Consider the following 23,853-nt stretch of genomic DNA (forward strand, 5'->3'; position numbering starts at 1 on the left):
TAGTATTAATGCTGAGACAACAAAAGAGGCTGCAATTGCAGCCTCTTGTTTAATTGATAAAAAACTTACTATTCTCTCAGCTTACTAAGCATAGAACGTGTTACCAACACGACCCCGTTCTCGCTTCGGTGGAAGCGTCTTGCATCTTCAGCCGGATTTTCACCAATAATCGTACCCGGTGGAATATCGCAATGCTTATCAATGATCACTTTCCGTAAACGGGCACCACGACCAATGGTCACATCAGGGAAGATAACCGCGCCGTCCAGGGTACATCCGGAATGCACTCTGACACCGGAGAACAGCACTGAATTATGGATGATGGAACCGCTGACAATACACCCACCGGAAATAACAGAATTCAGGGTACTGCCGGACTGCCCCATATAATCCTGCACAAACTTGGCGGGTGGCAGCTGACGCTGGTTGGTCCAGATTGGCCAGCTTTCATCATACACATCCAGTTCCGGCACGACAGATGCCAGATCCATGTTTGCTTCCCAGAAAGAATCTACCGTACCCACATCACGCCAGTAGCATTGACCACCTTTCTCTTCATCATGATCTTTGCAGCCAACGCAAGACATACTGAACGGATGCGCATAAGCAACACCCATCTGAACAACTTTAGGGATAATATCCATACCAAAGTCGCGGCGGGAACCTTCATCCAGCTGATCTTCTTCAAGTAATTGATAGAGATAATCAGCATCGAAAACATAAACCCCCATTGATGCCAGAGAAACGTCCGGATTACCCGGAACCGTTGGCGGATCAGCCGGTTTTTCTACAAACTGAGTAATCTGACGGTTGTCATCGATATCCATGACACCAAAGGCAGTCGCTTCTGCTTTTGGCACTTCGATACATGCAACGGTTACTTTAGCGCCCAGACGCACGTGATCGAGCAGCATGCTCGCGTAATCCATTTTATAAACGTGGTCACCGGCAAGTACCAATACATACTTAGGCGCATAATCGCGGATAATATCCACGTTCTGATAAACCGCATCCGCGGTACCACGATACCAATTCACCTCATCCAGACGCTGTTGCGCCGGAAGCAAATCGATAAATTCATTCATCTGATAACGCAGGAAAGACCAGCCGGCCTGAATATGACGAAGAAGGCTGTGAGACTTATATTGCGTAACAACACCAACGCGGGAAATACCAGAATTAATACAATTAGAAAGCGCAAAATCAATGATGCGGAACTTACCACCAAAGTGTACAGCTGGTTTTGCTCTGTTATCGGTCAACTGTTTTAACCGACTACCTCTTCCTCCCGCCAGAACCAGTGCCAGAGTCTGGTTAATCGCTTCCCTGGCCTGAGTCATGCCCTGCGGATCTACTGAAACCATAAACACCTCCCGTGATAACAACTAAAAGACACGTTTGGTTGCCAAATGGAACAAACTAGCTCATTACCAATCCATTGCAACGGAACTATAATGTTCCTTAAATGAAACAAGTTCCATTCGAGAGATCACGAATCTGAACCGATAGATAATAATTCTCTGTTTTTGCTACTCAGAGCACATTGATTTCACAACAAAACTGCATGCCCGAAGTACAGATCTGTAAAGGATGAAGTATTGTTTATGCTATAGGAAACACCCGGACAAAATAAACAGGAGTCAGGGATGAAAGCACAAACCATCTATCACAAACAGTGGTTATCCTTATGCATCATTCTGCTGATAGCCGTGATCAGTAATCTGTTCGTTTTTACTGTCTGGCTTGACGGAGCTAACAGCACCGGACAAAACCTGATATCAAGCGGGATACTCATCATTTCATTATTGGTTCTGCATCTTAGCCATCAGCTCTTACTAAAAAAGGCAGAAAAGCAGACAGCGTCGGAACTCACAGCCAGTCAATCTTCTGCCGGAAATCTGTTTCCGTTTCTCTCGTCAGCAATACAGCAAAAAAAAGAGTCATTAAGCCAGGATGTCGAGAAACTCAGAAAAATAAATTCGGAGTTGGAACACAAAGCGTTGCTGGATAGCCTGACCGGTCTGCAGAACCGCAGTGCTTTCCGTAAAGATCTGATGGCACTGTTACAACCGAACAGTTCACCCGATAAGGCTTGTCTGTGCCTTATCCGATCAACCGAACTGACTACAATCAATCATCAGCGGGGCCGAATTGCCGGGGATGAATATCTGATGGCGATTGCCGAGATCATTCAGAATGTCAGCCGACGCTTCTCCACTGACCGTATATACCGGTTATCCGGTAGTGACTATGCCATATTGATACCCCATGTCTCCCCATCAATGGCGCCTGTTTTAGGAAAAGAACTGAAACAACTGTTCGATAATTTACAGACGCAAATAGCGACAGAAAGCATCGCTTATAGCGGTATCACGTTATTGCATCCCGGACAGCAACCTGAACAACCGCTGGCCAGGGCAGATCTGGCACTGGCAAAAGCGCAAACCAGTACGGTAAACGGCTGGTATTTTCAGGAGGAAGACAGTACAGACGATGCATTCCAGGGGGAAAATCACTGGCAACAGGCGATTCAGGCCATTATTGAAACACGCCATGTGGGTTTTTCCGGTCAGGAGATTCAGCCTCTGAATATGGCCATCTGCAATTATATCCAGATCATTCCCCGGTTCACGGGCACTAATCAGCAGTCGCTGCCGCTGGAAACGGTTTATGCCATGGCGATGCGTCACGGCATGATGAATAAACTGGAGGAGTTGGTTATCGAAAATATGCTGCAGCAACATAAACAGCATCCGGAAAATGTAGCCCGCTGGGGGTTGAATCTGAGTGCCAGTGCCTTATTTAATTCCTCTTTTATCGGCTGGTTAGAGCAATTGTTGTTACAGGAGCATGATGTCGCGCCCGATCTGGTATTTGAAATGGATGAAGAAATGCTCGATTGTCACCCTGCCGCCAGCATGCGGATGTTTGAAATGCTACGCAGAGCAGGCAGCCGGACCTGCATTTCCCGATTTGGCAAAGGATTAAGCTCATTCCGCTTATACCGGGAATTACGCCCTGACTACATTAAACTGGATTCAGGATTAATTGATATCCTTGCGCGGGATACCACCAGTCAGCAGTTTATCCGTATGATCATTGAGATTTCGCATCGTGCAGGATGTGTCGTGATTGCAGAAGGTGTTGAAACCATGGCACAAAGAGAGATACTGGAACGTATGTACGTCGATGGGATTCAGGGGCAACTGGTTTCAAAAACAATCGCCATCAGTGAGACAAGTTAAAATTCCTCTGTGTTTTCAGCAAATTGTTTTTGAAGCAATTGTTGCAATTTATAGCGGGTCTGATACTATCGGCCGCGTTTCTGTGATGGCGGCCTGATGGGTCCTCTCGCATCAATAGTTCGTGAACCCGGTCAGGTCCGGAAGGAAGCAGCCGAAGCGAATGACTTGAGTGCCGAGATGTGGCTTATCAGGCCGCCGCCCTTTCCGGCATATGAAAAAATGCCGAGCCGGTCGGCCTCACCAAGCCCGTTCCTCACCAAGATAGTGTCTTTGTATTTTCCTGAAATAATGCGTTACCGGTCAAATCCGGATTACTCACTTTCAACCCAGGCAAAAGATCCGATTCTTTAATCCCATAGTGTTTGATACAGGTCGGGCAAACAAACACAACCGCTCCCTTTTTGACTAATTCACTTAGCATATTCTGCTGATTGGTAAATTGTGCTTTATTGGCTGCAGAGGCAATCAGCACACCTTTATCATTTAAAAAGATGGTCAGTTGATGTCCCCGTTCAAACTGGCTTTTGCCAAAACCAATAGCCATTGTAGACCGATGAGCATCACTCGTTGTCATGTTAATGAATAACGGATCTGTATTCGCTGCAAAACCGGCATTTAAGCCACCCAGAAAGATTGCGGCGGCAAGTAATATCCTGCTTATAAAATGCATGAGTTAACTCCTTATTTTCATTGAACTCTCATTAAGCTAAGCAGATAAACACCGTTACGCAATTCTTTGACAGCAATAGGCAACCAGCCAGTTAATAAATCCGCCACCCAAGATAGTGTTTTATCACTCTATCAGTGCAACAGATTTGACCTGGATCCATACGGGTTGACCCACCGATATATTCAGCTGATGCGCGGAACGATTCGTCAGGCGAGATATAAACAGTGAGTCCCCCACTAAAACGCGAACCAACAATAGTCCCGGATGTTCATCCGGATGGACGCTCTCTATAGTTCCGGCCAGATGATTCTGAATACTGGTGTCATGTTGCTGATACAAACTGATACTGACATCCCGGGCCAGTACTCTGACTCTGACCTGATCGCCCACAGCCCCGCCGGTATCTTTCGTCCAAAGCGCGCCACCAGCAAAAGCGATATGAGTGAGCAGCCATTGATCATCCCGCGCCCGGATAATCCCCTTTAAAACGACACCAGCGTCCTCACCCAGACGAATTGGCAAATCGATACGCGACAGGATCTCGGTCAGAGGACCATCCGCGATTTTTTTCCCTTGTGACATCACTACTATATGGTCAGCCAGTCGTGCCACCTCATCCGGCGAATGACTCACATACAGAACAGGAATACTCAGCTCCTGATGCAGTCTTTCCAGATAAGGCAAAATCTCCTGTTTACGGGCAAGATCGAGTGCCGCCAGTGGCTCATCCATCAACAACAGTTCAGGGCTGACAGCCAACGCGCGCGCAATACCAACACGTTGTTTTTCTCCGCCGGACAACTGAGCGGGTTTGCGTAACAGAAGGTGTCCAATGCCCAGTAAATCAATTGCCTGTTCCAGAGAGATACGCTGTGTTGCCGAAGTCCGTTTCATCCCGTATTGCAGATTCTTATCAACGGTTAAATGCGGGAACAGATTGGCATCCTGAAATACATAGCCAATAGGACGCTGGTGAGCAGGAAGATATTTATCCTCGTTCTGCCAGGCATGGCCTTTGAATATACAATGTCCCGCCGAGCGTCCACCCAGCCCGGCAATGGCACGTAACAAGGTGGTTTTTCCAGAGCCGGAGTGCCCGAACAGCGCAGTAACACCTTTCCCCGGCAAGGCTAAATCCACGTCTAAAGTAAAACCAGCCCACTGTTTTACAAACCGGGCTAAAATCATCTCGTCCTGATGCATATTATTTATTCCCTTTATGCCGGCGCCATCCGTATAACGCAAGCAATACCGCAAAAGAGAAAACCAGCATGATCAGCGAAAGCTGATGCGCATTGTCATATTCCATGGCTTCAACAAAATCGTATATCTGAACGGAAACCACCCGTGTCGCACCGGGAATATTGCCACCAATCATCAGCACCACACCAAACTCCCCCACGGTATGAGCAAACGTCAATATGCTTGCCGTCAAAAATCCGGGTAATGCCAATGGCAGTGCAACCGTGAAAAATGCATCAATAGGTGACGCGCGTAACGTGGCGGCTGCCTCTAATGGTGCATCGCCTATGTTCTCGAAAGCGTTCTGAATTGGCTGAACCATGAAAGGTAGCGAGTAAAACACCGATGCGACGACTAACCCGCCAAACGTAAATGGCAGGGCTTCAATACCTAATGCAGAAAGAGTCCTTCCCAGAAAACCTTGCGGCCCCATCGCCAGCAATAAATAAAAACCCAGGACTGACGGCGGTAATACTAGGGGTAAGGCGACTAACGCACCGACAGGCCCTTTTAACCATGAATGCGTTCTGGCCAGCCACCAGGCGATCGGCGTAGCGATAATCAGTAACAGCAACGTCACTGTCGCCGCCAGTTTTAGTGTTAGCAGAATAGCTTGCAGATCATCATGTGATAACGCCATGAAGCATCCCTGTTTTAATGTGATAGCCCAATTTCAAAAATGTTGGATTGAATGTGCACGTTATTAAGACGATGTCATATTGATGACAATTCATCGTTATATAGATTGCAACATAATGAAGTGAGCAAGAATTAAGCCAGTATGTATAGCTACGGAGGGAAGAACAGAAGTTATACGGAGAGGGGTATTTTATTTAAAACATATCGATATTCAACGGTGAATACATCGCTTAATGAATGTCAGAATAGCCACAACTGTTCTGACATTCTCAATAGCGATCACGCTCAACTAGACGTTGATAGCCAGGTGTTTTTCATCGCAGCAGTAGCAATGAAACGGCACTCTGACTCAGCATGCGACTAGTATGGCTGCCAAGCAAAAATTGTCTTAACCGTGAATGACCGTACGCACCCATAATGACCAGATCAATTTGTTGTGTTTCGATATGCATTTTAAGTGCTTGTTCAACGTCACCTTGTAATTGATATGGCGTCGTTTCAATACCTGCATCATGCAATTTTGTCTGTGCCGCAATTAACTGCGCTTTATCACCGCCGACCATCACAAGATCACAATTCAACCCTTTAAATAACGGGCTGATAGTGAGTCGATCCAACACTTTTTGACCAGTCTCACTGCCATCGTAAGCAAACATAATTTTCTGGGGAACCGTAAAATCCCCTACTGCGACCAGAACAGGTGTATGCAATACGCGCACTACGTTTTCCAGCTGACTACCTACCTGACTCTGTTGTGAACTGACTTCACCCTGTCGTCCCATTACAATCAGACGAGTATCGTTTTCAAGATCTGTCAGGTTTTCAACCAGACCACCATGGCGCTGACAGTTTTTTATCTCATACCGAGCCGAATCGGTGGCACAACGGCTGAGTATCAGTTCTTTTGCGGCAGCTAACAGATGTTTACCCTGCTCATTGGCAATACGGCTACGCTGTTCATCCAGTTTGATTAATTCATTCATTAAGTCTTCGCGACTACCCAGCCCGATACTCCCGGACAAATCAACTGTTGCCGGTAAGGCGGACTTTTCTAATACATGCAGGAGCTTTAATGAGCCCCCCAGACGAGAAGCCGCCCAAGCCGACCATAAACACACTGCTGTTGCAGAACGGGAACCATCAATGCAGGCGATGATCTGATTTTTCATTGTGTTGTCCTTTTGATGATTAATGGCCATTTAGCAGCTTTTCAACTTCTTCCGGTTTATCATGCACGCCGAAACGGTCGACTATTGTTGCGCTGGCTTCATTCAGACCAATCACCTCAACGGCAGTGCCTTCCCGACGAAATTTGATCACCACCTTATCCAGTGCACTAACAGCGGTGATATCCCAGAAGTGGGCATGAGTGAGATCAATGGTTACTTTTTCCAATACTTCTTTGAAATCAAAATACTGATTAAACCGCTGTGATGAAGCGAAGAAGACCTGTCCTTTGACAGCATAATGACGCGTCGAGCCAGCATAATCGATAGTCGAGTCTACCCGTAGGAAATGAGCTACTTTATTGGCAAAGAACAAGGAGGCCAGCAGCACACCAGCAAATACGCCAAGAGCCAGATTATGCGTGAAAACCACCACTATAACGGTTATTAACATCACACAACTTGTTGATAACGGATGTTTTTTCAGGTTAGTAACCGATTCCCACGAGAATGTTCCGATAGACACCATGATCATCACGGCAACCAAGGCCGCCATCGGGATCTGTGATACCCAGTCGCTGAGAAAAACAACCATCAACAGCAGTGCACCGCCAGCAAAAAAGGTCGATAACCGGCCACGGCCACCCGATTTCACATTGATCACCGACTGACCAATCATGGCGCAGCCTGCCATGCCACCAAATAAACCAGCAACGATGTTTGCAATACCCTGGCCTTTGCATTCACGGTTTTTGTCGCTGGTAGTATCAGTGAGGTCATCCACAATGGTGGCTGTCATCATCGATTCAAGCAGGCCGACCACTGCCAGTGGCAATGAATACGGCAGAATAATCAGCAATGTTTCCCAGTTAAAGGGCACATCCGGCCAGAGGAATAATGGCAAGGTATCTGGCAACTGCCCCATATCGCCGACCGTGCGGATATCTAGTTCCAGCCACATGGAAACAGCGGTCAGTACCAAAATACAGACTAATGGCGACGGAATGGTTTTATTGATGAGCGGAAACAGATAAATGATGGCTAACCCGGCTGCGGTCATCGCATAAACTTGCCAGCCAACATTGGTTAATTCCGGCAACTGGGCCATAAAGATCAGGATTGCCAGTGCGTTGACGAAACCGGTCACTACGGAGCGGGAAACAAACCGCATCAGACTACCCAGCTTCAGATAGCCAGCGATGATCTGAAAAAAACCAGTCAGCAAGGTAGCTGCCAACAGATACTGCAGTCCATGCTCTTTCACCAACGTTACCATCAGTAACGCCATGGCACCTGTCGCCGCGGAGATCATTCCGGGTCTGCCGCCCACAATAGCGATGACAACAGCAATACAGAATGAGGCATAAAGCCCTATTTTAGGATCAACACCCGCAATGATTGAAAAGGCAATCGCCTCCGGAATCAACGCCAAAGCAACCACTAATCCGGCCAGCAGATCGCCACGGATATTTCCAAACCAATCCTGACGTTTGGATAAAAACAACATATCAGTAATCCTTGAATAAAAAATAGACAGCACAGATATCGGTCAGACCGATACAATGAAGCGACATTTTGATAGATGTAAAAAACTATCTCCCCTGGTTGCCGGGAAGTTCAAATGACAGATGCAAATGATGCATCTTTATGGGGATGTGCCAGTTAAGGCGGAGTGATTCGCACGTCGGTTAAGTTGCAATCTTGTTAAAAGATAATTGTATTATACATAAAAACGAGATCTGGATCAAACCACACCAAGTTTTCTTAATTGTGTTGAACAGTCTAGCGGGTAGCTAAACCCTAATTATTCAGCCAAGATAATGACACCAGAAATATTATCGAAGAAAACAGACATACCACGCGAGGCTTTGTGCTGCAGATAATTGGACACCGATACGTCCGGCATATAAATAAGACATCATAAAAAACGAAAGGGTATTCCTATCAGATGATTGGAATACCCTACCGCTTAAAAGTCAAAGAGCCATAATTTCATGAATTACAACTCGATTATTATATATCAAATGGTACATTTAAGCAAATATACAGCCTTTTTAATACGATTCTTCCTCTGTGAAAAATAAAAATCACCAGAACTTCCACCATGGCTTAGTGTTTTTATCGATAAACTCCTGCTCTGTAGCATTCAAATGGAAATATGGCATCAATAAATCTTCCATTGAGTATAACCCATTGGTTTTCCCTGTTATATTTTCCAGAGCAAATATAATACCATTACCAAAAGCTTCACGGGATATTGATTCATGCCGCAATCTGACCACTTGATATGGAAATCCAAAAATAATCTCATGAACACCAATAATACCACCTGCCCTGATGGTTTTTATAGAATCATCAGGCAACTCAAGAGCGTTGGCTATTTTCTTTGCAGTGCCAGACACCTCAGGTTTGCTCTTGAAATGCTCCTCAATGATTTCTATATCGGTATAAGGTGCGATATTCTTGAGTATCTTGGCTGCAATCATAAGAAAGTTTATACCTAATGTAATATTAGGTGAGTGCAGCACAGGAATTCGCTCCGATATATCAGACAGCAATTTTAATTTTTCATCCGGATATGCCGATATTGCACTGATTATTGTAATTCCCCGCTTCGCGGCCGCTTCGGCATAATAGTCAACCCCATACGCTGATGAAAAATCAATAACGACGTCAACAGGATGTTTATCAAATAATTCGTCTGCGCTAAATTCACTTATCGAGTAAATCAGCCCTGGTTCATCAGAGTGTACCCCTAAAAACTCAGGCACAGACCGGTGTTCAAGCGATGTTGATTTACGGAGCACCCATTGAAGGTTTACCTTTTTCGACTCTAATAAAACAGACGCTACAGCTCTGCCTGTTTTACCAAAACCAATCAATCCAACTTTCATATAAGCTTCCTTTTTTGTGAGCTTAGTCAAAACGTTTATCTAATCCCATAATATTATTACGATATCACAGCCTGACATTAGCATATTTCCATGATAATGTCTTCCAATACATCAGGCGAAATGCAGCGCACACAAACCCATTTTCAAATAAAAATACCAAGATATTTAATGAAAATATTTCACATTAAAAACAAGAATTATATTCAACACAAAAATAAGAATCATGAAAATCCATTAACACTATGTTGGCAATTTATCTTTTTTATTAGAAAATAAAAGTATTACTCACCGATAATCTGCATACAGATGAACCAGCCACACAGAAACAGAAGTCGTCACATTCGCCGGTTAATCCGTCGTTTCATCCGGCATGACTACACATCTCCCAAAGTTCTATTACTGGCTTTATTTACCGGTGTACTGACTGGTGGCACTTGCATTCTGTTTGAACTGGCGGTAGATGGTCTGACAAGACTACGTATTTTAGGCTTACAACTGATTGATCCTTCTATCCAGTGGTTACCGGCATTTTTTTGCAGCGCAGTACTCGGTGGTATTGCTTTTTATCTGATGCATCGTTTTGCACCTGAAGCTGGCGGCTCAGGAATCCCGGAAATAGAGGGGGCACTCGATGATGTCAGACCGGTCCGTTGGAGACGAGTTATCCCCGTCAAATTTTTTGGCGGAACATGTGCATTAAGTTCGGGAATGATTCTGGGCAGAGAAGGCCCTTCGGTGCAGATTGGCGGCAATATCGGCAAAATGGTTGCTGATATATTCCGGTTACCCAAAGATGCTTCTCATGCTTTGCTGGCAGCTGGTGCTGCAGCAGGATTGGCATCAGCATTCAATGCACCGCTAGCTGGTATTTTGTTTGTTTTGGAAGAAATGCGGCCTCAGTTCCGTTACTCCTTTTTATCAATCAAAGTAGTATCGATCGCCGTCATAAGCAGTACTATTATTCGACAACTTATGGTCGGAGCCGAGCCTGTTTTCAACCTTCCAACTTATCCTGTCACATCAACTCTTTCGCTAATTTTATTTTTTCTGTTTGGTTGTCTCGTAGGATACATCGGATACTTTTTTAATCTTTGCGTGAACACATTCCAGAATGGTTATCTTGCTATCCATAAGAACCGGCGCATCGTTTTTGTAACCATTGGCAGCCTGCTGGCCGGTACTTTTGGTATTTTATCGCTTCTTGATAATGGGCTGACGTCTGGAGGCATGTATTATATTCCACAGTGGATAACGCAACCTGCGTCCCTGACAGTCATTTTCTGGCTGCTGGTATGGCGTTTTATTGGTACATTGCTCTGTTTCTGCTCTGGTGTTCCAGGTGGGGTATTTGCGCCATCTCTGGCACTAGGTACATTATGTGGAGCTCTCGCCGGTAATATAGCGATGCAGTTATTCCCCGAAATTGAGATTGCCTATGGTGTTTTCCCCATTGTTGGCATGGGTGCTCTTTTTGCCGCATCGGTCAGAGCTCCAGTTACCGGGATCATTCTGGTTACCGAAATGACTAATAACTACGGCCTTATTCTTCCTATGATGGTAACAACACTGAGTGCAACTTTAATCGCACAAATGCTAGGAGGAAAACCTATCTACAGTCAGATCCTTGAACGGACATTACGTCTTTCACAACAGACCATCGTACAAAAAACATAAGCTGATTATTGAAGCGTTCATACCCATGGTTGCATTGCAAGTACTACCAGATAAACAAGATAAAGCACCAGCAGCAGATAACCTTGTCTACGTTCTATATATCCGGTAGCTGAAGGAAATATACAAACCACAGATAAAATACCCAGTAATAATACAGCCATAATTTCAGACCATACGATGGTAATCGGAGAAATTATGGCCGCTAAAGAAACAATTAATAATCCGTTAAAGATATTACTTCCCAGCACAGTCCCCAAGGCAATGTCATCATGACGGCGCAGCGTTGCAACAATCATCATTGCCAGTTCGGGAGCTGACGTACCTAATGCGACGACTGTTGCCCCAATAACGAAAGCATCAACGCCTAATGATTGCATGATCCCTGTAGCACCAGAGACAATAAGGCGACCCGCAGCAATAAGAAAAGCAAGCCCCACCACAGACTGCAGCAATGAAGCCCATATCCGGTGTTTTTCAGTATTCTCAACCGAGTTATTATTTCGCTGTTTACGCACTTCAAGAATCACTGCAATAAGCCAGGCGATAAAGGTCATCAGCATGATTAGACCGTCAATACGCGATAGTGCACCATCAAGCATGAATAAGCCGGTCATTCCGGGAACCAGTAAGGCCACCGAATAATCTCTTTTAAAGGAATCCCGGGGGTAATACAGAGGGGTTATGGCAATGGCAATACCAAGAATCAGGGCGATATTAACGACATTACTACCGAGTGCATCACCCAGCGCAATCTGAGGCGTTCCAAGCAAAGACGCAGTTACGGAAACAGTGAGCTCCGGGCTGGATGTCGCAAACGCTGCCACTGTCGCAGCAACGATGCCAGGAGAGATCCGGGCCCAGTAGGCAATACCAACCGTTCCCCGGACAAAAAGTTCTCCTCCGATAGCGGCAGAAAGAATACCCAGCACAAGAGCGATGTAATCACCCATACCCCCGCTCCGGTCCAGTCAGAATTAATGCCTAATTAATTCTGGAACGGATATCGGGTTCTGGCGAATAATCAGCGGTTCAACCTTCAAACACCGCAGACTCGTTCAAATTTTTTCTTAATTCCTGCCAGATTTTCGTTGAAGCAATGCCGTATTGCCGCACAATATTTTTTGCCGAATAGATATTGCCGCTTTCTGCGATAGCTGCCAGCTCATCATAAAATTTCATCGCCAGCATACGCGCTTCGAAATCAGTAAAGTAATAACGACCGACGCGGCGATAGAGGCTCTTGAACCCGTTGAAAATCAAGGCGTAAATAGGATTGCCGGAAGCCAATGCCAATACATGATATAACTGATAATCAAAATCGATATAAGCTTCTGCGGAGTCATCCAGACGAGAACGTTCAGCCAGAATGGCAAGCACTGACTGCGCATCACGTTTCAATGCGGAATGGATAAAAATAACACTGATATTGGTTCGGGCTGAGAATAACTGCTCAACCAGTTGCGGCAGTTTTTCCTGCTCCAGCTTGGCCAGCGTGTCCAGAATATTCAGACTGGATGTTTCCCAGAAATTATTCACCCGGGTAGGTTTTCCATGCTGTATCGTCAGCCAGCCGTCCCGGGCCAACCGTTGCAGCACTTCACGTAATGTAGTCCGAGTCACACCGATAACCTCTGACAATTCCCGTTCTGCCGGCAAAATAGAGCCCGGCGCATAACGATTATTCCAGATGGATCGGATTATGTACTCTTCAGCTAGCCCGGCAGGGCTTTGAGCCTTAAACACAGTGAATGGCCTTATATTATTGATACCGTAAAATCATAACAAAGCCAGAAGGTAGTGAACAGCTAACGCCGGTAAAAACATTATTTGTTTAAAGGAACTACGGGAGTTATGACTTCACTCCCGCTATATTTTATGTATCTCTTATTCAGCTGCGGCAGCTTGTTGTCTGGCATGCGCTTCTTTCAGCAATGGCTGGAGTTCACCCTGCTGGAACATTTCCAGCATGATATCGCAACCACCAATCAGCTCACCTTCAACCCACAATTGCGGGAAGGTTGGCCAGTTAGCATACTTAGGCAGCTCCGCTCGGATATCGGGATTCTGCAGGATATCCACATAGGCAAAAGGTACGCCACACGCCATCACGGCCTGGGATGCCTGGGATGAGAAGCCACAGCTAGGCAACTTCGGTGAGCCCTTCATATACAGCAGGATCGTGTTTTCTGCGATTTGTTGCTTGATCTTCTCAATGGTTTCCATGGCGACCTCTCTGACTGAAACGGTTGTAATTTTACGCTATCTGCCCAGCTTAACAACGTCACTTTTTATGTGGTTATAGCTGCAATGAACTATATACGTTTTTTGTCACAAAATGGATGTGTATAAAATGTTAAATTTTTCGCTATAAAATGTAGTGCACAAGAGATATATTTGCTATAAATCAATTTATACATAAGGTCTGACCAATAGACCCTTAATCAACGAGGAGAGTTTGCAATGGCTTTTGAATTACCGGCCCTGCCTTACGAAAAAAATGCACTGGAACCCCACATTTCTCAGGAAACGCTGGAATATCACTACGGCAAACATCACAACACTTATGTGGTTAACCTGAACAACCTGATCCCAGGTACCGAATTTGAAAACAAGACTCTGGAAGAGATCGTTAAAAGCTCTACCGGTGGTATTTTCAACAACGCGGCGCAAGTATGGAACCACACCTTCTACTGGCATTGTCTGACGCCAAACGGTGGTGGTGAGCCTACCGGTGCACTGGCTGACGCAATTGTTGCGACCTTCGGTTCATTCGAGAAGTTCAAAGAAGAGTTCACCAAATCAGCTGTGACCAACTTTGGTTCTGGCTGGACCTGGCTGGTGAAAAAAGCAGACGGTTCTCTGGCTCTGCAGAATACCTCCAACGCCGGTTGTCCTCTGACTGACGGTGTGACCCCTGTTCTGACTGTTGACGTCTGGGAACACGCTTATTACATCGACTTCCGCAATCTGCGTCCTAAATATATGGAAGCCTTCTGGGCTCTGGTTAACTGGGATTTTGCTGCGAAAAACTTTGCTGCTTAATCGCGAAAGGTTATACCAATAAGAAAGGCGCCAATTTTGGCGCCTTTCTTGTTATCGGCAAATAACGAATTATTTCCAGCCAGTCACTTCGCGCAGACCAGTCGCAATGTCTGCCAGAGAACGCACGGTTTTCACGCCCGCCTCTTCCAGCGCTGCGAATTTCTCAGCCGCAGTACCTTTACCACCAGCAATGATGGCGCCGGCATGGCCCATACGTTTACCAGCCGGTGCAGTCACACCGGCAATGTAGGAAACCACCGGTTTGGTCACATTTGCCTTGATAAAAGCAGCCGCTTCTTCTTCCGCGGTACCACCGATTTCGCCGATCATCACGATCGCTTCAGTCTGTGGATCTTCCTGGAACAGTGTCAGAATATCGATAAAGTTAGAACCCGGAATTGGATCACCGCCGATACCGACACAAGTGGACTGACCAAAACCGGCATCGGTGGTCTGTTTTACAGCTTCATACGTCAGCGTACCAGAGCGGGAAACAATCCCCACTTTACCCGGCAGATGAATATGCGCCGGCATGATGCCAATCTTGCATTCACCCGGAGTGATCACGCCCGGACAGTTCGGGCCAATCATACGCACACCCGTCTCTTCCAGGCGACATTTGACCTGCAGCATATCCAGTGTCGGAATGCCTTCGGTGATACAAACAATCAGCTGAATGCCCGCATCAACGGCTTCCAGAATCGCATCTTTACAGAATGGCGCCGGAACATAGATAACAGAGGCGGTAGCCCCTGTTGCAACAACCGCATCACGCACGGTATTAAAGACCGGCAGGCCGAGATGCGTGCTTCCGCCTTTACCCGGAGAAACACCACCCACCATCTGCGTGCCATAAGCGATGGCCTGTTCTGAATGGAAAGTACCCTGTGAACCGGTAAAGCCCTGACAGATAACTTTAGTATCTTTGTTGATCAGAATGCTCATGCCGCCGCCTCCGCTGCTTTTACTACCTGTACCGCAGCGTCCGTCAGGCTGGTTGCCGCAATAATGTTTAATCCACTTTCTGCCAGTTTTTTCGAACCCAAATCAGCGTTATTGCCTTCCAGACGAACGACCACCGGGACTTTCACGCCGACTTCCGCAACCGCGCCAATCACGCCGTCTGCAATCAGATCACAACGAACAATCCCGCCAAAAATATTGACCAGCACCGCCTTCACTTTGCTATCAGACAAAATGATTTTAAAAGCTTCGGTCACACGTTCTTTGGTTGCGCCGCCACCGACATCAAGGAAGTTGGCCGGCAGACCACCATGGTGTTTGATGATGTCCATAGTGCCCATCGCCAGGCCGGCACCATTCACCATACAGCCGATATTACCGTCCAGTGCCACATAGTTCAGATCCCAGCGGGCCGCTTCCACTTCGCGTGGATCTTCCTGGGTTTCATCATTCCAGGCTTTCAGTTTTGGTTGGCGATACAGGGCATTGCTGTCGATATTGATTTTGCCGTCCAGACACAGCAGGTTACCTTCGCCGGTGATCACCAGCGGGTTGATCTCCAGCAGTGACAAGTCACAGGCAACAAACATCTTGCCCAGACCCAGGAAAATCTTGGTGAACTGCTTCAGCTGTTCCGCATTCAGACCCAGTTTGAAGCCCAGCTCACGCGCCTGATAAGGCTGCGGACCGGTCAGCGGATCCAGCGTCGCTTTATGAATCAGCTCGGGGGTGTTGTGGGCCACCGTTTCGATGTCCATACCACCTTCAGTCGAGGCCATGAACACGACACGACGAGTACTGCGATCGACCACTGCGCCCAGATAAAGTTCTTTGGCAATATTGCCGCAAGTTTCCACCAAAATGGTATTAACCGGCTGGCCACTGGCATCAGTTTGATACGTTACCAGACGTTTGCCTAACCACTGTTCAGCAAACGCACGCACTTCCTGCTCACTGCCTGCAACCTTAACGCCACCGGCTTTACCACGGCCACCGGCATGAACCTGGCACTTCACGACCCATTTATCGCCACCCAGTTTTTTGGTAGCTTCGACAGCTTCATCGGCAGAAGAACAGGGAATGCCTGAAGGCACAGGCAGGCCGTAGTCAGCAAACAATTGCTTGGCCTGATATTCATGCAAATTCATGATAATAGTCCGTTATTCAGGGAGCGGCACCGTGTCGCTCTCATTATAATTAGATATCCAACAGCAATCGGGTCGGGTCTTCCAGTAAAGATTTTACATGGACCAGGAACCCGACAGATTCTCGGCCGTCGATGATACGGTGATCATACGACAGAGCCAAGTACATCATTGGAAGAATTACCACCTGACCATCCACAGCCATCGGACGATCCTGGATTTTATGCATACCCAGAATCGCGCTTTGCGGTGGATTAATGATAGGGGTCGACATCAGAGAACCGAATACACCACCATTCGTGATGGTAAAGGTGCCACCGGTTAAATCTTCTACCGAAAGTTTGCCATCGCGGGCTTTGTCGGCCAGCGATTTGATCCCTTTTTCAATTTCAGCCAGTGACAGCTCATCGCAATTCCGTAAAACCGGGGTTACCAGTCCCCGTTCGGTAGAGACGGCAATGCTGATGTCGAAGTAATTATGATAAAGAATATCATTTTCATCAATAGATGCATTAACTTCCGGATACCGTTTCAGCGCTTCACAAACCGCCTTGACGTAAAACGACATAAAGCCGAGCTTGATACCATGCCGTTTTTCGAACTGTTCCTGATATTTACTGCGGATCTGCATGATCGGCTGCATGTTGACCTCATTAAACGTGGTCAGCATTGCCGTGGTATTTTTGGCCTCCAGTAAACGTTCCGCAATACGCTTTCTCAGGCGGGTCATCGGCACCCGTTTTTCCTCTCTGCCACTGACCGCTGTATCAAGCACAGAATCCGGAACCGCATCAGATGTCGAACCCGCAATGATTTCGGCGGTAACAGGTTCATTGCTCCGGCGTTCTAAATGCGCTAACACATCCATCCGGGTAATACGCCCGTCACGTCCGGAACCCGCGCCCTGCAACACGGACGGATCCACCTCTTCCTCGGCCAGAATACGGCGCACAGAGGGGGTCAGGATATCGCTGGCACTGGCAGTCTCGGGAGTCGGAGCCAGCTTTTCCGTTGTTTCTTCACCACCTGCCGGCACTTCCTGCAATTCAGCCAGCAATTGCTTGGCCTGGACGGTACTACCGGAGTCAAAAAGAATATTGCTGATCACGCCATCCTGCGGAGCCGGAACCTCCAATACCACCTTGTCCGTTTCCAGATCCACCAGCAACTCGCCGGCCTTGATGCGCTCACCAACTTTTTTATGCCAGGTGCCAATGGTCGCATCCGATACAGATTCAGGAAGATCAGGCACCATTATTTGCAGAGTCATGGATGTATCCTTTTATTTTATAGTCAGAGCTTCTTCAACCAATGTTTTTTGCTGCTGCAAGTGCAACGACATATAGCCTACTGCCGGTGCCGCAGAGGCGGGACGACCGACATAATTCAGATAAGTTCCCGCAGGGATAACACGTTTCATTCTGTGCTGGCAGTTATACCAGGCTCCCTGGTTTTTAGGTTCTTCCTGGCACCAGACAAAATCCTGTACATGCTGATAGGGTTGCATGATTTCTTTCAGCTCTTCTTCAGGGAAAGGATAAAGCTGTTCGATACGAATGATGGCAACCGCTTTATTGTCCGCCTTCCGACGGGCCTCCAGTAAATCGTAATAGACTTTGCCGGAGCAGAGTACGACGCGTTGCACCCCCTCGGCAGGAATCACATCAATTTCCGGGATAGCATTCTGGAACCGGCCTTCCGACAGCTCCTGTAAGGACGATACCGCCAGCGGGTGGCGCAAAAGTGATTTAGGCGTAAACACCACCAGTGGACGACGCATCGGACGCAGCATCTGCCGGCGCAGCAAATGATAAATCTGGGCCGGAGTCGTCGGCATACAGACCTGCATATTGTGCTGAGCACATAGCTGCAGATACCGCTCCGGCCGTCCGGATGAATGCTCCGCCCCCTGCCCTTCATAACCGTGAGGCAGGAACAGAACCAGACCACATAAACGCCCCCACTTCTGCTCGCCGGAAGAAAGGAACTGGTCGATAACCACCTGGGCCCCATTCGCAAAGTCACCAAACTGCGCTTCCCAGATCGTCAGACCATCAGGCGTTGCCGTGGCATAACCGTATTCAAATGCCAGGACAGCTTCTTCCGAGAGAACAGAGTCGTAGACCCGGAAAGAGGCCTGATCCGGCGCTAGATGCATCAGAGGGGTATAAGTGGACGCATCGTTCTGGTTATGTAATACCGCATGACGGTGGAAAAAGGTTCCGCGACCGGAATCCTGCCCCGTCAACCGGATCGGATATCCGCCGACCAGTAATGAAGCATAAGCCAAGTTTTCAGCAAAACCCCAGTCAGCCAGTTTTTCACCCCGGCACATCAGCTGGCGATCTTCATAGATCTTCTGTACCCGGGACTGCAGCACATGCGCCTCCGGATAACGGCACATTTTTTCCGCCAGAATGACTAATTTATCCAGCGGATAAGCGGTATCGTATTCTTCCTGCCAGTCATGCCCCAGGAAACGGGTCCAGTTCTGATGCTGTTCCGACATCGGACGCCATTCTTTGAGCACACACTCGCCTCTGTCCAGCGCCTGACGATAATCCGTCACCATCTGTTCGGCCACGTGCTCTTCCAGAATGCCCTCTTTCACCAGCTGTTCGGCATAAATCTGCCGGGCGGTTGGATGCTGACGAATCTTCTGATACATCAGCGGTTGGGTCGCAGTAGGCTCATCCGCCTCGTTATGACCGTTACGGCGATAACAGACCAGATCAATCACCACATCACGGTGGAACGTATTTCGGAAATCCAGTGCCAGTTTCGTTACCCATAAAACAGCTTCCGGATGATCGGCATTAACGTGGAAAATCGGAGACTGCACCATTTTCGCCACATCGGTACAGTAACGGCTGGAACGGGTGTCCTTGGTATTGGCGGTGGTAAAACCAATCTGATTATTGATCACAATCCGTACCGTGCCACCGACACCAAATCCCCGGGTCTGGGACATATTGAATGTTTCTGCAACCACACCCTGACCGGCAATCGCGGAGTCACCATGAATGGTTATCGGCAAGACCTTGCTGAATTCGTTGTCATGCAGACGTTCCATTCTGGCCCGGACCGAACCAATGACCACCGGATTGACGATTTCCAGGTGAGACGGATTGAATGCCAGCGCCAGATGCACATTACCGCCTTCCGTTGCAAAGTCGGATGAAAATCCCATGTGATATTTCACATCACCGGTCCCCCAGGCATCGCCATGATGACCGGCAAACTGATCAAACAACTCTTTCGGCCGTTTACCCAGCACATTAACCAGCATGGTTAAGCGACCCCGGTGTGCCATGCCGATCACAATCTCTTTGTAACCATATTCACCAGCCTGACGGATCATGGATTTCACCATCGGGATCAGCATATCCCCGCCTTCCAGCGAGAAGCGTTTTGCGCCGGGAAATTTGGAACCGAGATAACGCTCCAGCCCTTCCGCAGCAGTTAATTCTTCCAGAGCCAGTTTTTTAATGGCGTCAGACCATTGTGGCTGTCCCTCAACCTGCTCCATTCTCTCCTGTATCCAGCGTTTTTCGGACTGCGAGGTCATATGCATGAACTCAATGCCGATGACACCACAATACGTCTTGCGCAAAGAATCCAGCAGATTGCGGAGCGTCATGCGCTCCTGCCCGCCCAGATAACTGCCAGCATGGAATTCCCGATCCAGATCAGCTGCGTCCAGCTGATAATAAGAGAGCTCAAGTTCAGGGATAACCGGATTAGGAGCCAGCCCCAGAGGATCCAGGCTGGCATATTGATGACCGGCATACCGGTAGGCATTGATAAGCTGCAATACATGAAATTGTTTCTGGTCCAGACCACTTCCGCTGGCGACGGCTGATGCACGCCGGGGTTGCATGACTTGCTGGCGTAGCTGCTGGCGAATAACCGCATGAGGTTGCTCATTACTCTGCCGCTCACCCAGCCCGGCAAAACAACGCTGCCATTCCAGCGGAACAGACCCGGGGTCTTTCAGATATGACTCATAAAGATCTTCAACATATGCGCTGTTGGCCAGATAAGACGAACGAATCCAGGTAGTGACGGCATCTTCATGCATATTCATTTTATTTCCTTCAACCGCTGCGCTGTCTGTCCGGACATCTATCATGAATGATGACCAGATGTATCATCCAATAACATAGCTGATTAGAGCCAACTCTGCTTTCCGGATGAAAAGGTTTCTTTTATATTCAACATATTATGATGACCAGTTACTGTTACGGCAATCACAGAGCGAACACACAGAATTTAACATTTAAACAACAATCTTCAGTACCGCCTGGCAACCTGATTCGTCACAGGGAAAACGGCACACTCAGTATATTCAGGCAACTTAATTGATTACAAAAAATTAACAAGATATAAACACAAATTCATGAACTAACCACTCAATCTGTGACCATTCATACATTTAGCTACCGTTAGCAAATTGACAAAGCACTACCGGATAGTTGAAATTAGTGTGATGCAATGACGATTTTTCATTGCTATCAATCGCATTAGCGTTTATACGAACTATAAAGGAACAATAAAGAATTTTCGTGAGATCACTTCGCGAAAACCGCTTTCACATTTAATTGCAAAGGAGACTTGCTATGGCTGATAAAGTAGCCACACTGCACATCCCCGGTCAGGAACCGATCGAGCTGCCAATTCTGTCCGGAACTGAAGGTCCGGAGGTAATCGATGTCCGCGCATTAGGGGCGCATGGCTATTTCACGTATGATCCAGGTTTCCTGTCTACCGCATCCTGTACCTCCAAACTCACCTATATCGACGGTGATGCAGGTATTTTGCTGTATCGTGGCTATCCGATTGCCGAACTGGCAAAAGACTCCAACTACCTGGAAGTCTGCTACCTGTTGCTGAACGGCGAGTTACCGAATAAAGAACAGTATGACAAGTTCCGTTACACCGTGACTCGTCACACGATGGTGCACGAACAGATCACATCATTGTTCAAAGCATTCCGCCGTGACTCCCATCCAATGGCCGTTATGTGCGGGGTTGCCGGTGCATTGTCTGCGTTCTATCACGATGAACTGGATATAAGCCATGAACAGCACCGTGAAGTTGCTGCTTACCGTCTGATTTCAAAAATGCCGACGCTGGCAGCCATGTCTTATAAATATTCTATGGGACAGCCGTTCATCTACCCTCGCAATGACCTGAGTTATGCCGGCAACTTCCTGCATATGATGTTTGCGGTGCCATGTGAAGAATACCGGGTGAATCCGGTGATCGAACGCGCCATGGATATCATCTTCGTTCTGCATGCCGATCACGAGCAAAACGCCTCAACCTCCAGCGTCCGTCTGGCCGGTTCTTCCGGTGCCAATCCGTTTGCCTGTATTGCTGCAGGTATCGCGTCACTGTGGGGACCTGCTCATGGTGGTGCTAACGAAGCCTGCCTGAAAATGTTGCAGGAGATCGGTTCGGTGGATCGTATCCCGCATTTCATTGCCCGCGCCAAAGACAAGAACGATCCGTTCCGTCTGATGGGTTTTGGTCACCGCGTATACCGCAACTATGACCCACGCGCTGTGGTTATGCGAGACACCTGCCATGCGGTACTGAAAGAGCTGAATATCAGCGATCATCCATTGCTGGATGTGGCGATGGAGCTGGAACGTATTGCATTGTCTGATCCGTACTTCATTGAGAAGAAACTGTATCCGAACGTCGACTTCTATTCAGGCATCATTCTGAATGCTATCGGCATTCCTACCTCAATGTTTACCGTAATCTTCGCACTGTCACGTACTATCGGCTGGATCTCTCACTGGCTGGAAATGCAGGCTGATCCGGCAAGCAAAATCGGTCGTCCGCGACAGTTGTATACCGGTGCTCCAACCCGCACGGTATTACCAATCAATATGCGTAAATAATCACTGGTACGCAGATATACGAAGGGCAGCTAAAAACGCTGCCCTTTTCTTTATCTGTCAGTTCGGTCTTGCCGACTTATTCTGATCTCTCGGAATACTGGGCAACAAACTCTTCCAGTTTTTCCACCATACGAAGGGAACCGGCATAGAACGGCGTACGCTGATGTAATTCTGAAGGCACCAGATCCATAATCCGCTCCCGACCGGTAGAGGCTTTGCCACCTGCCTGCTCCACCAGAAACGCCACCGGATTGCATTCGTACAACAAGCGCAATTTGCCTTTAGGCGCATTGGTTCCTGACGGGTACATATAGATCCCGCCTTTCAGCAAGTTGCGGTGAAAGTCACCAACCAGAGAACCGATATAGCGAGAGGTATAAGGACGACGATCCTGTTCATCAACCGCCTGACAGTATTTGATGTACTGTTTTACACCGAGCGGGAATTTCAGGTAATGGCCTTCATTCACTGAATAGCAGTATCCCTGTTGGGGGATCCGGATATCAGGATGCGATAAACAGAAATAGCCAATGGAAGGATCCAGCGTAAAACCGTTGACACCTTGTCCGGTGGTATAAACCAGCATGGTTGATGAACCATAAATCACATAACCTGCTGCTACCTGACGATATCCGGGCTGCAAGAAATCCGCCAGCGTGACAGGTTTATCTGCTGGTGTAACCCGGCGATAGATGGAGAAAATAGTACCGACAGACACGTTCACATCGATATTGGAAGAACCATCCAGCGGATCAATCAGCACGACATACTTGGACTTCTGACCGTTTACCGGATCAAAGGCGACAAAATTATCTTCCTCTTCCGAAGCCAGACCACAAACTTCTCCCCGGGCAGCCAGCGCATCCTTGAATTTCTCATTGGCAAACCAGTCCAGCTTTTGCTGTTCTTCACCCTGAACGTTCGCCCGCCCCATCGCACCGAGAATATCGCTTAATCCAGCCTGATTAATTTCCCGATTCACAAGTTTAGCCGCCAGGCTTATCGATGATAATAAAGATGTAAGTTCACCGGTAGCATGTGGAAAATCCGCTTGTTTTTTAATAATGAACTCACCAAGCGTTGTCCCTATAGTCATGATGCTGTCCTTAAGAAGGGATGTATACGGTTTGTTTGCACAATGTTACGCTTAGTTACATAAAACGCAAGAGCAAACAAGAAGAATCGATTCAGCATAGAAATCTAAAGACAAAAAAGCCAGAGATATAACTCTGGCTAGTGATATTTCGTGATAAAGAATCAC

Annotated in this window: 19 protein-coding genes and 1 other RNA gene; 5 read left to right on the forward strand and 15 right to left on the reverse strand. The window is 47.4% G+C overall.

The window, feature by feature from the left end:
• Positions 1-68 precede the first annotated feature (68 nt).
• The gene (gene glgC / locus HNR75_RS06585) at positions 69-1,364 is read right to left on the reverse strand and encodes a glucose-1-phosphate adenylyltransferase (protein ID WP_188026215.1); all 1,296 of its coding nucleotides are present in this window, start codon (positions 1,362-1,364) and stop codon (positions 69-71) included.
• Positions 1,365-1,646: 282 nt separating this feature from the next.
• Between glgC and HNR75_RS06590 the strand changes: the two genes are divergently transcribed.
• Together HNR75_RS06590 and ffs are read left to right on the forward strand one after the other, a co-directional pair.
• Positions 1,647-3,245, forward strand: coding sequence for an EAL domain-containing protein (locus HNR75_RS06590; RefSeq protein ID WP_188026216.1), 1,599 nt, complete (start codon positions 1,647-1,649; stop codon positions 3,243-3,245).
• A gap of 95 nt (positions 3,246-3,340) precedes the next feature.
• An RNA gene (ffs, locus tag HNR75_RS06595) (signal recognition particle sRNA small type) lies at positions 3,341-3,437 on the forward strand.
• 61 nt (positions 3,438-3,498) lie between these two features.
• Here the strand turns inward: ffs and HNR75_RS06600 are convergent.
• From HNR75_RS06600 to HNR75_RS06625, 6 genes are all read right to left on the reverse strand, one after another.
• The gene (locus tag HNR75_RS06600; protein WP_188026217.1) at positions 3,499-3,915 is read right to left on the reverse strand and encodes a DsrE family protein; all 417 of its coding nucleotides are present in this window, start codon (positions 3,913-3,915) and stop codon (positions 3,499-3,501) included.
• A gap of 123 nt (positions 3,916-4,038) precedes the next feature.
• Entirely contained in the window at positions 4,039-5,118 is a 1,080-nt protein-coding gene (gene modC, locus HNR75_RS06605; RefSeq protein WP_188026218.1) for a molybdenum ABC transporter ATP-binding protein, read from the reverse strand.
• 1 nt (position 5,119) lies between these two features.
• Entirely contained in the window at positions 5,120-5,797 is a 678-nt protein-coding gene (modB, locus tag HNR75_RS06610; RefSeq protein ID WP_188026219.1) for a molybdate ABC transporter permease subunit, read from the reverse strand.
• 313 nt (positions 5,798-6,110) lie between these two features.
• Positions 6,111-6,965 (reverse strand): universal stress protein, encoded by an 855-nt coding sequence (locus tag HNR75_RS06615; protein WP_188026220.1) that lies wholly within the window; start codon positions 6,963-6,965, stop codon positions 6,111-6,113.
• 19 nt (positions 6,966-6,984) lie between these two features.
• Positions 6,985-8,469, reverse strand: a complete 1,485-nt coding sequence (locus HNR75_RS06620) for a SulP family inorganic anion transporter (RefSeq protein WP_188026221.1) — start codon at positions 8,467-8,469, stop codon at positions 6,985-6,987.
• A gap of 580 nt (positions 8,470-9,049) precedes the next feature.
• Entirely contained in the window at positions 9,050-9,856 is an 807-nt protein-coding gene (locus HNR75_RS06625) for a 4-hydroxy-tetrahydrodipicolinate reductase (protein ID WP_188026222.1), read from the reverse strand.
• A 306-nt stretch (positions 9,857-10,162) separates the two neighbouring features.
• On the opposite strand from HNR75_RS06625, the gene clcA reads away from it, so the two are divergent.
• Positions 10,163-11,530, forward strand: a complete 1,368-nt coding sequence (gene clcA, locus HNR75_RS06630) for a H(+)/Cl(-) exchange transporter ClcA (RefSeq protein WP_188026223.1) — start codon at positions 10,163-10,165, stop codon at positions 11,528-11,530.
• 17 nt (positions 11,531-11,547) lie between these two features.
• On the opposite strand, the gene HNR75_RS06635 is transcribed toward clcA, so the two are convergent.
• The 3 genes from HNR75_RS06635 to grxD all read right to left on the reverse strand — a co-directional run bounded on the left by HNR75_RS06635 (position 11,548) and on the right by grxD (position 13,753).
• A complete protein-coding gene (locus tag HNR75_RS06635; protein ID WP_188026224.1) occupies positions 11,548-12,480 on the reverse strand; it encodes a calcium/sodium antiporter in 933 nt (310 codons plus the stop codon).
• Between the two features lie 79 nt (positions 12,481-12,559).
• Positions 12,560-13,288, reverse strand: a complete 729-nt coding sequence (gene fadR, locus HNR75_RS06640; protein ID WP_425506770.1) for a fatty acid metabolism transcriptional regulator FadR — start codon at positions 13,286-13,288, stop codon at positions 12,560-12,562.
• A 126-nt stretch (positions 13,289-13,414) separates the two neighbouring features.
• On the reverse strand, positions 13,415-13,753 hold the full coding sequence (gene grxD, locus HNR75_RS06645) for a Grx4 family monothiol glutaredoxin (protein ID WP_188026226.1): 339 nt from the start codon (positions 13,751-13,753) through the stop codon (positions 13,415-13,417).
• A gap of 237 nt (positions 13,754-13,990) precedes the next feature.
• On the opposite strand from grxD, the gene sodB reads away from it, so the two are divergent.
• Complete coding sequence (gene sodB / locus HNR75_RS06650; RefSeq protein WP_188026227.1) at positions 13,991-14,572, forward strand: superoxide dismutase [Fe]; 582 nt, start codon at positions 13,991-13,993, stop codon at positions 14,570-14,572.
• Positions 14,573-14,641: 69 nt separating this feature from the next.
• Here the strand turns inward: sodB and sucD are convergent, their stop codons facing one another.
• The 4 genes from sucD to HNR75_RS06670 are packed head-to-tail and all read right to left on the reverse strand — an operon-like array spanning position 14,642 to position 20,761.
• A complete protein-coding gene (sucD, locus tag HNR75_RS06655; RefSeq protein WP_188026228.1) occupies positions 14,642-15,517 on the reverse strand; it encodes a succinate--CoA ligase subunit alpha in 876 nt (291 codons plus the stop codon).
• The gene (gene sucC / locus HNR75_RS06660) at positions 15,514-16,683 is read right to left on the reverse strand and encodes an ADP-forming succinate--CoA ligase subunit beta (protein ID WP_188026229.1); all 1,170 of its coding nucleotides are present in this window, start codon (positions 16,681-16,683) and stop codon (positions 15,514-15,516) included. Before sucC ends, sucD begins: the two co-directional genes overlap by 4 nt.
• 49 nt (positions 16,684-16,732) lie before the next feature.
• Positions 16,733-17,950 carry a 2-oxoglutarate dehydrogenase complex dihydrolipoyllysine-residue succinyltransferase gene (gene odhB, locus HNR75_RS06665; protein ID WP_188026230.1) on the reverse strand — a complete coding sequence of 406 codons (1,218 nt, stop codon included), beginning with the start codon at positions 17,948-17,950 and terminating at the stop codon, positions 16,733-16,735.
• 12 nt (positions 17,951-17,962) lie between these two features.
• Positions 17,963-20,761 (reverse strand): 2-oxoglutarate dehydrogenase E1 component, encoded by a 2,799-nt coding sequence (locus HNR75_RS06670; RefSeq protein ID WP_188026390.1) that lies wholly within the window; start codon positions 20,759-20,761, stop codon positions 17,963-17,965.
• A gap of 538 nt (positions 20,762-21,299) precedes the next feature.
• On the opposite strand from HNR75_RS06670, the gene gltA reads away from it, so the two are divergent.
• Positions 21,300-22,592, forward strand: a complete 1,293-nt coding sequence (gene gltA, locus HNR75_RS06675; RefSeq protein ID WP_188026231.1) for a citrate synthase — start codon at positions 21,300-21,302, stop codon at positions 22,590-22,592.
• Positions 22,593-22,668: 76 nt separating this feature from the next.
• Here gltA and fbp read toward each other — a convergent pair whose 3' ends face one another.
• The gene (fbp, locus tag HNR75_RS06680; RefSeq protein WP_188026232.1) at positions 22,669-23,688 is read right to left on the reverse strand and encodes a class 1 fructose-bisphosphatase; all 1,020 of its coding nucleotides are present in this window, start codon (positions 23,686-23,688) and stop codon (positions 22,669-22,671) included.
• Between the last annotated feature and the right edge of the window lie 165 nt (positions 23,689-23,853).

The sequence above is a fragment of the Tolumonas osonensis genome (assembly GCF_014202415.1).
Taxonomy (GTDB): domain Bacteria; phylum Pseudomonadota; class Gammaproteobacteria; order Enterobacterales; family Aeromonadaceae; genus Tolumonas; species Tolumonas osonensis.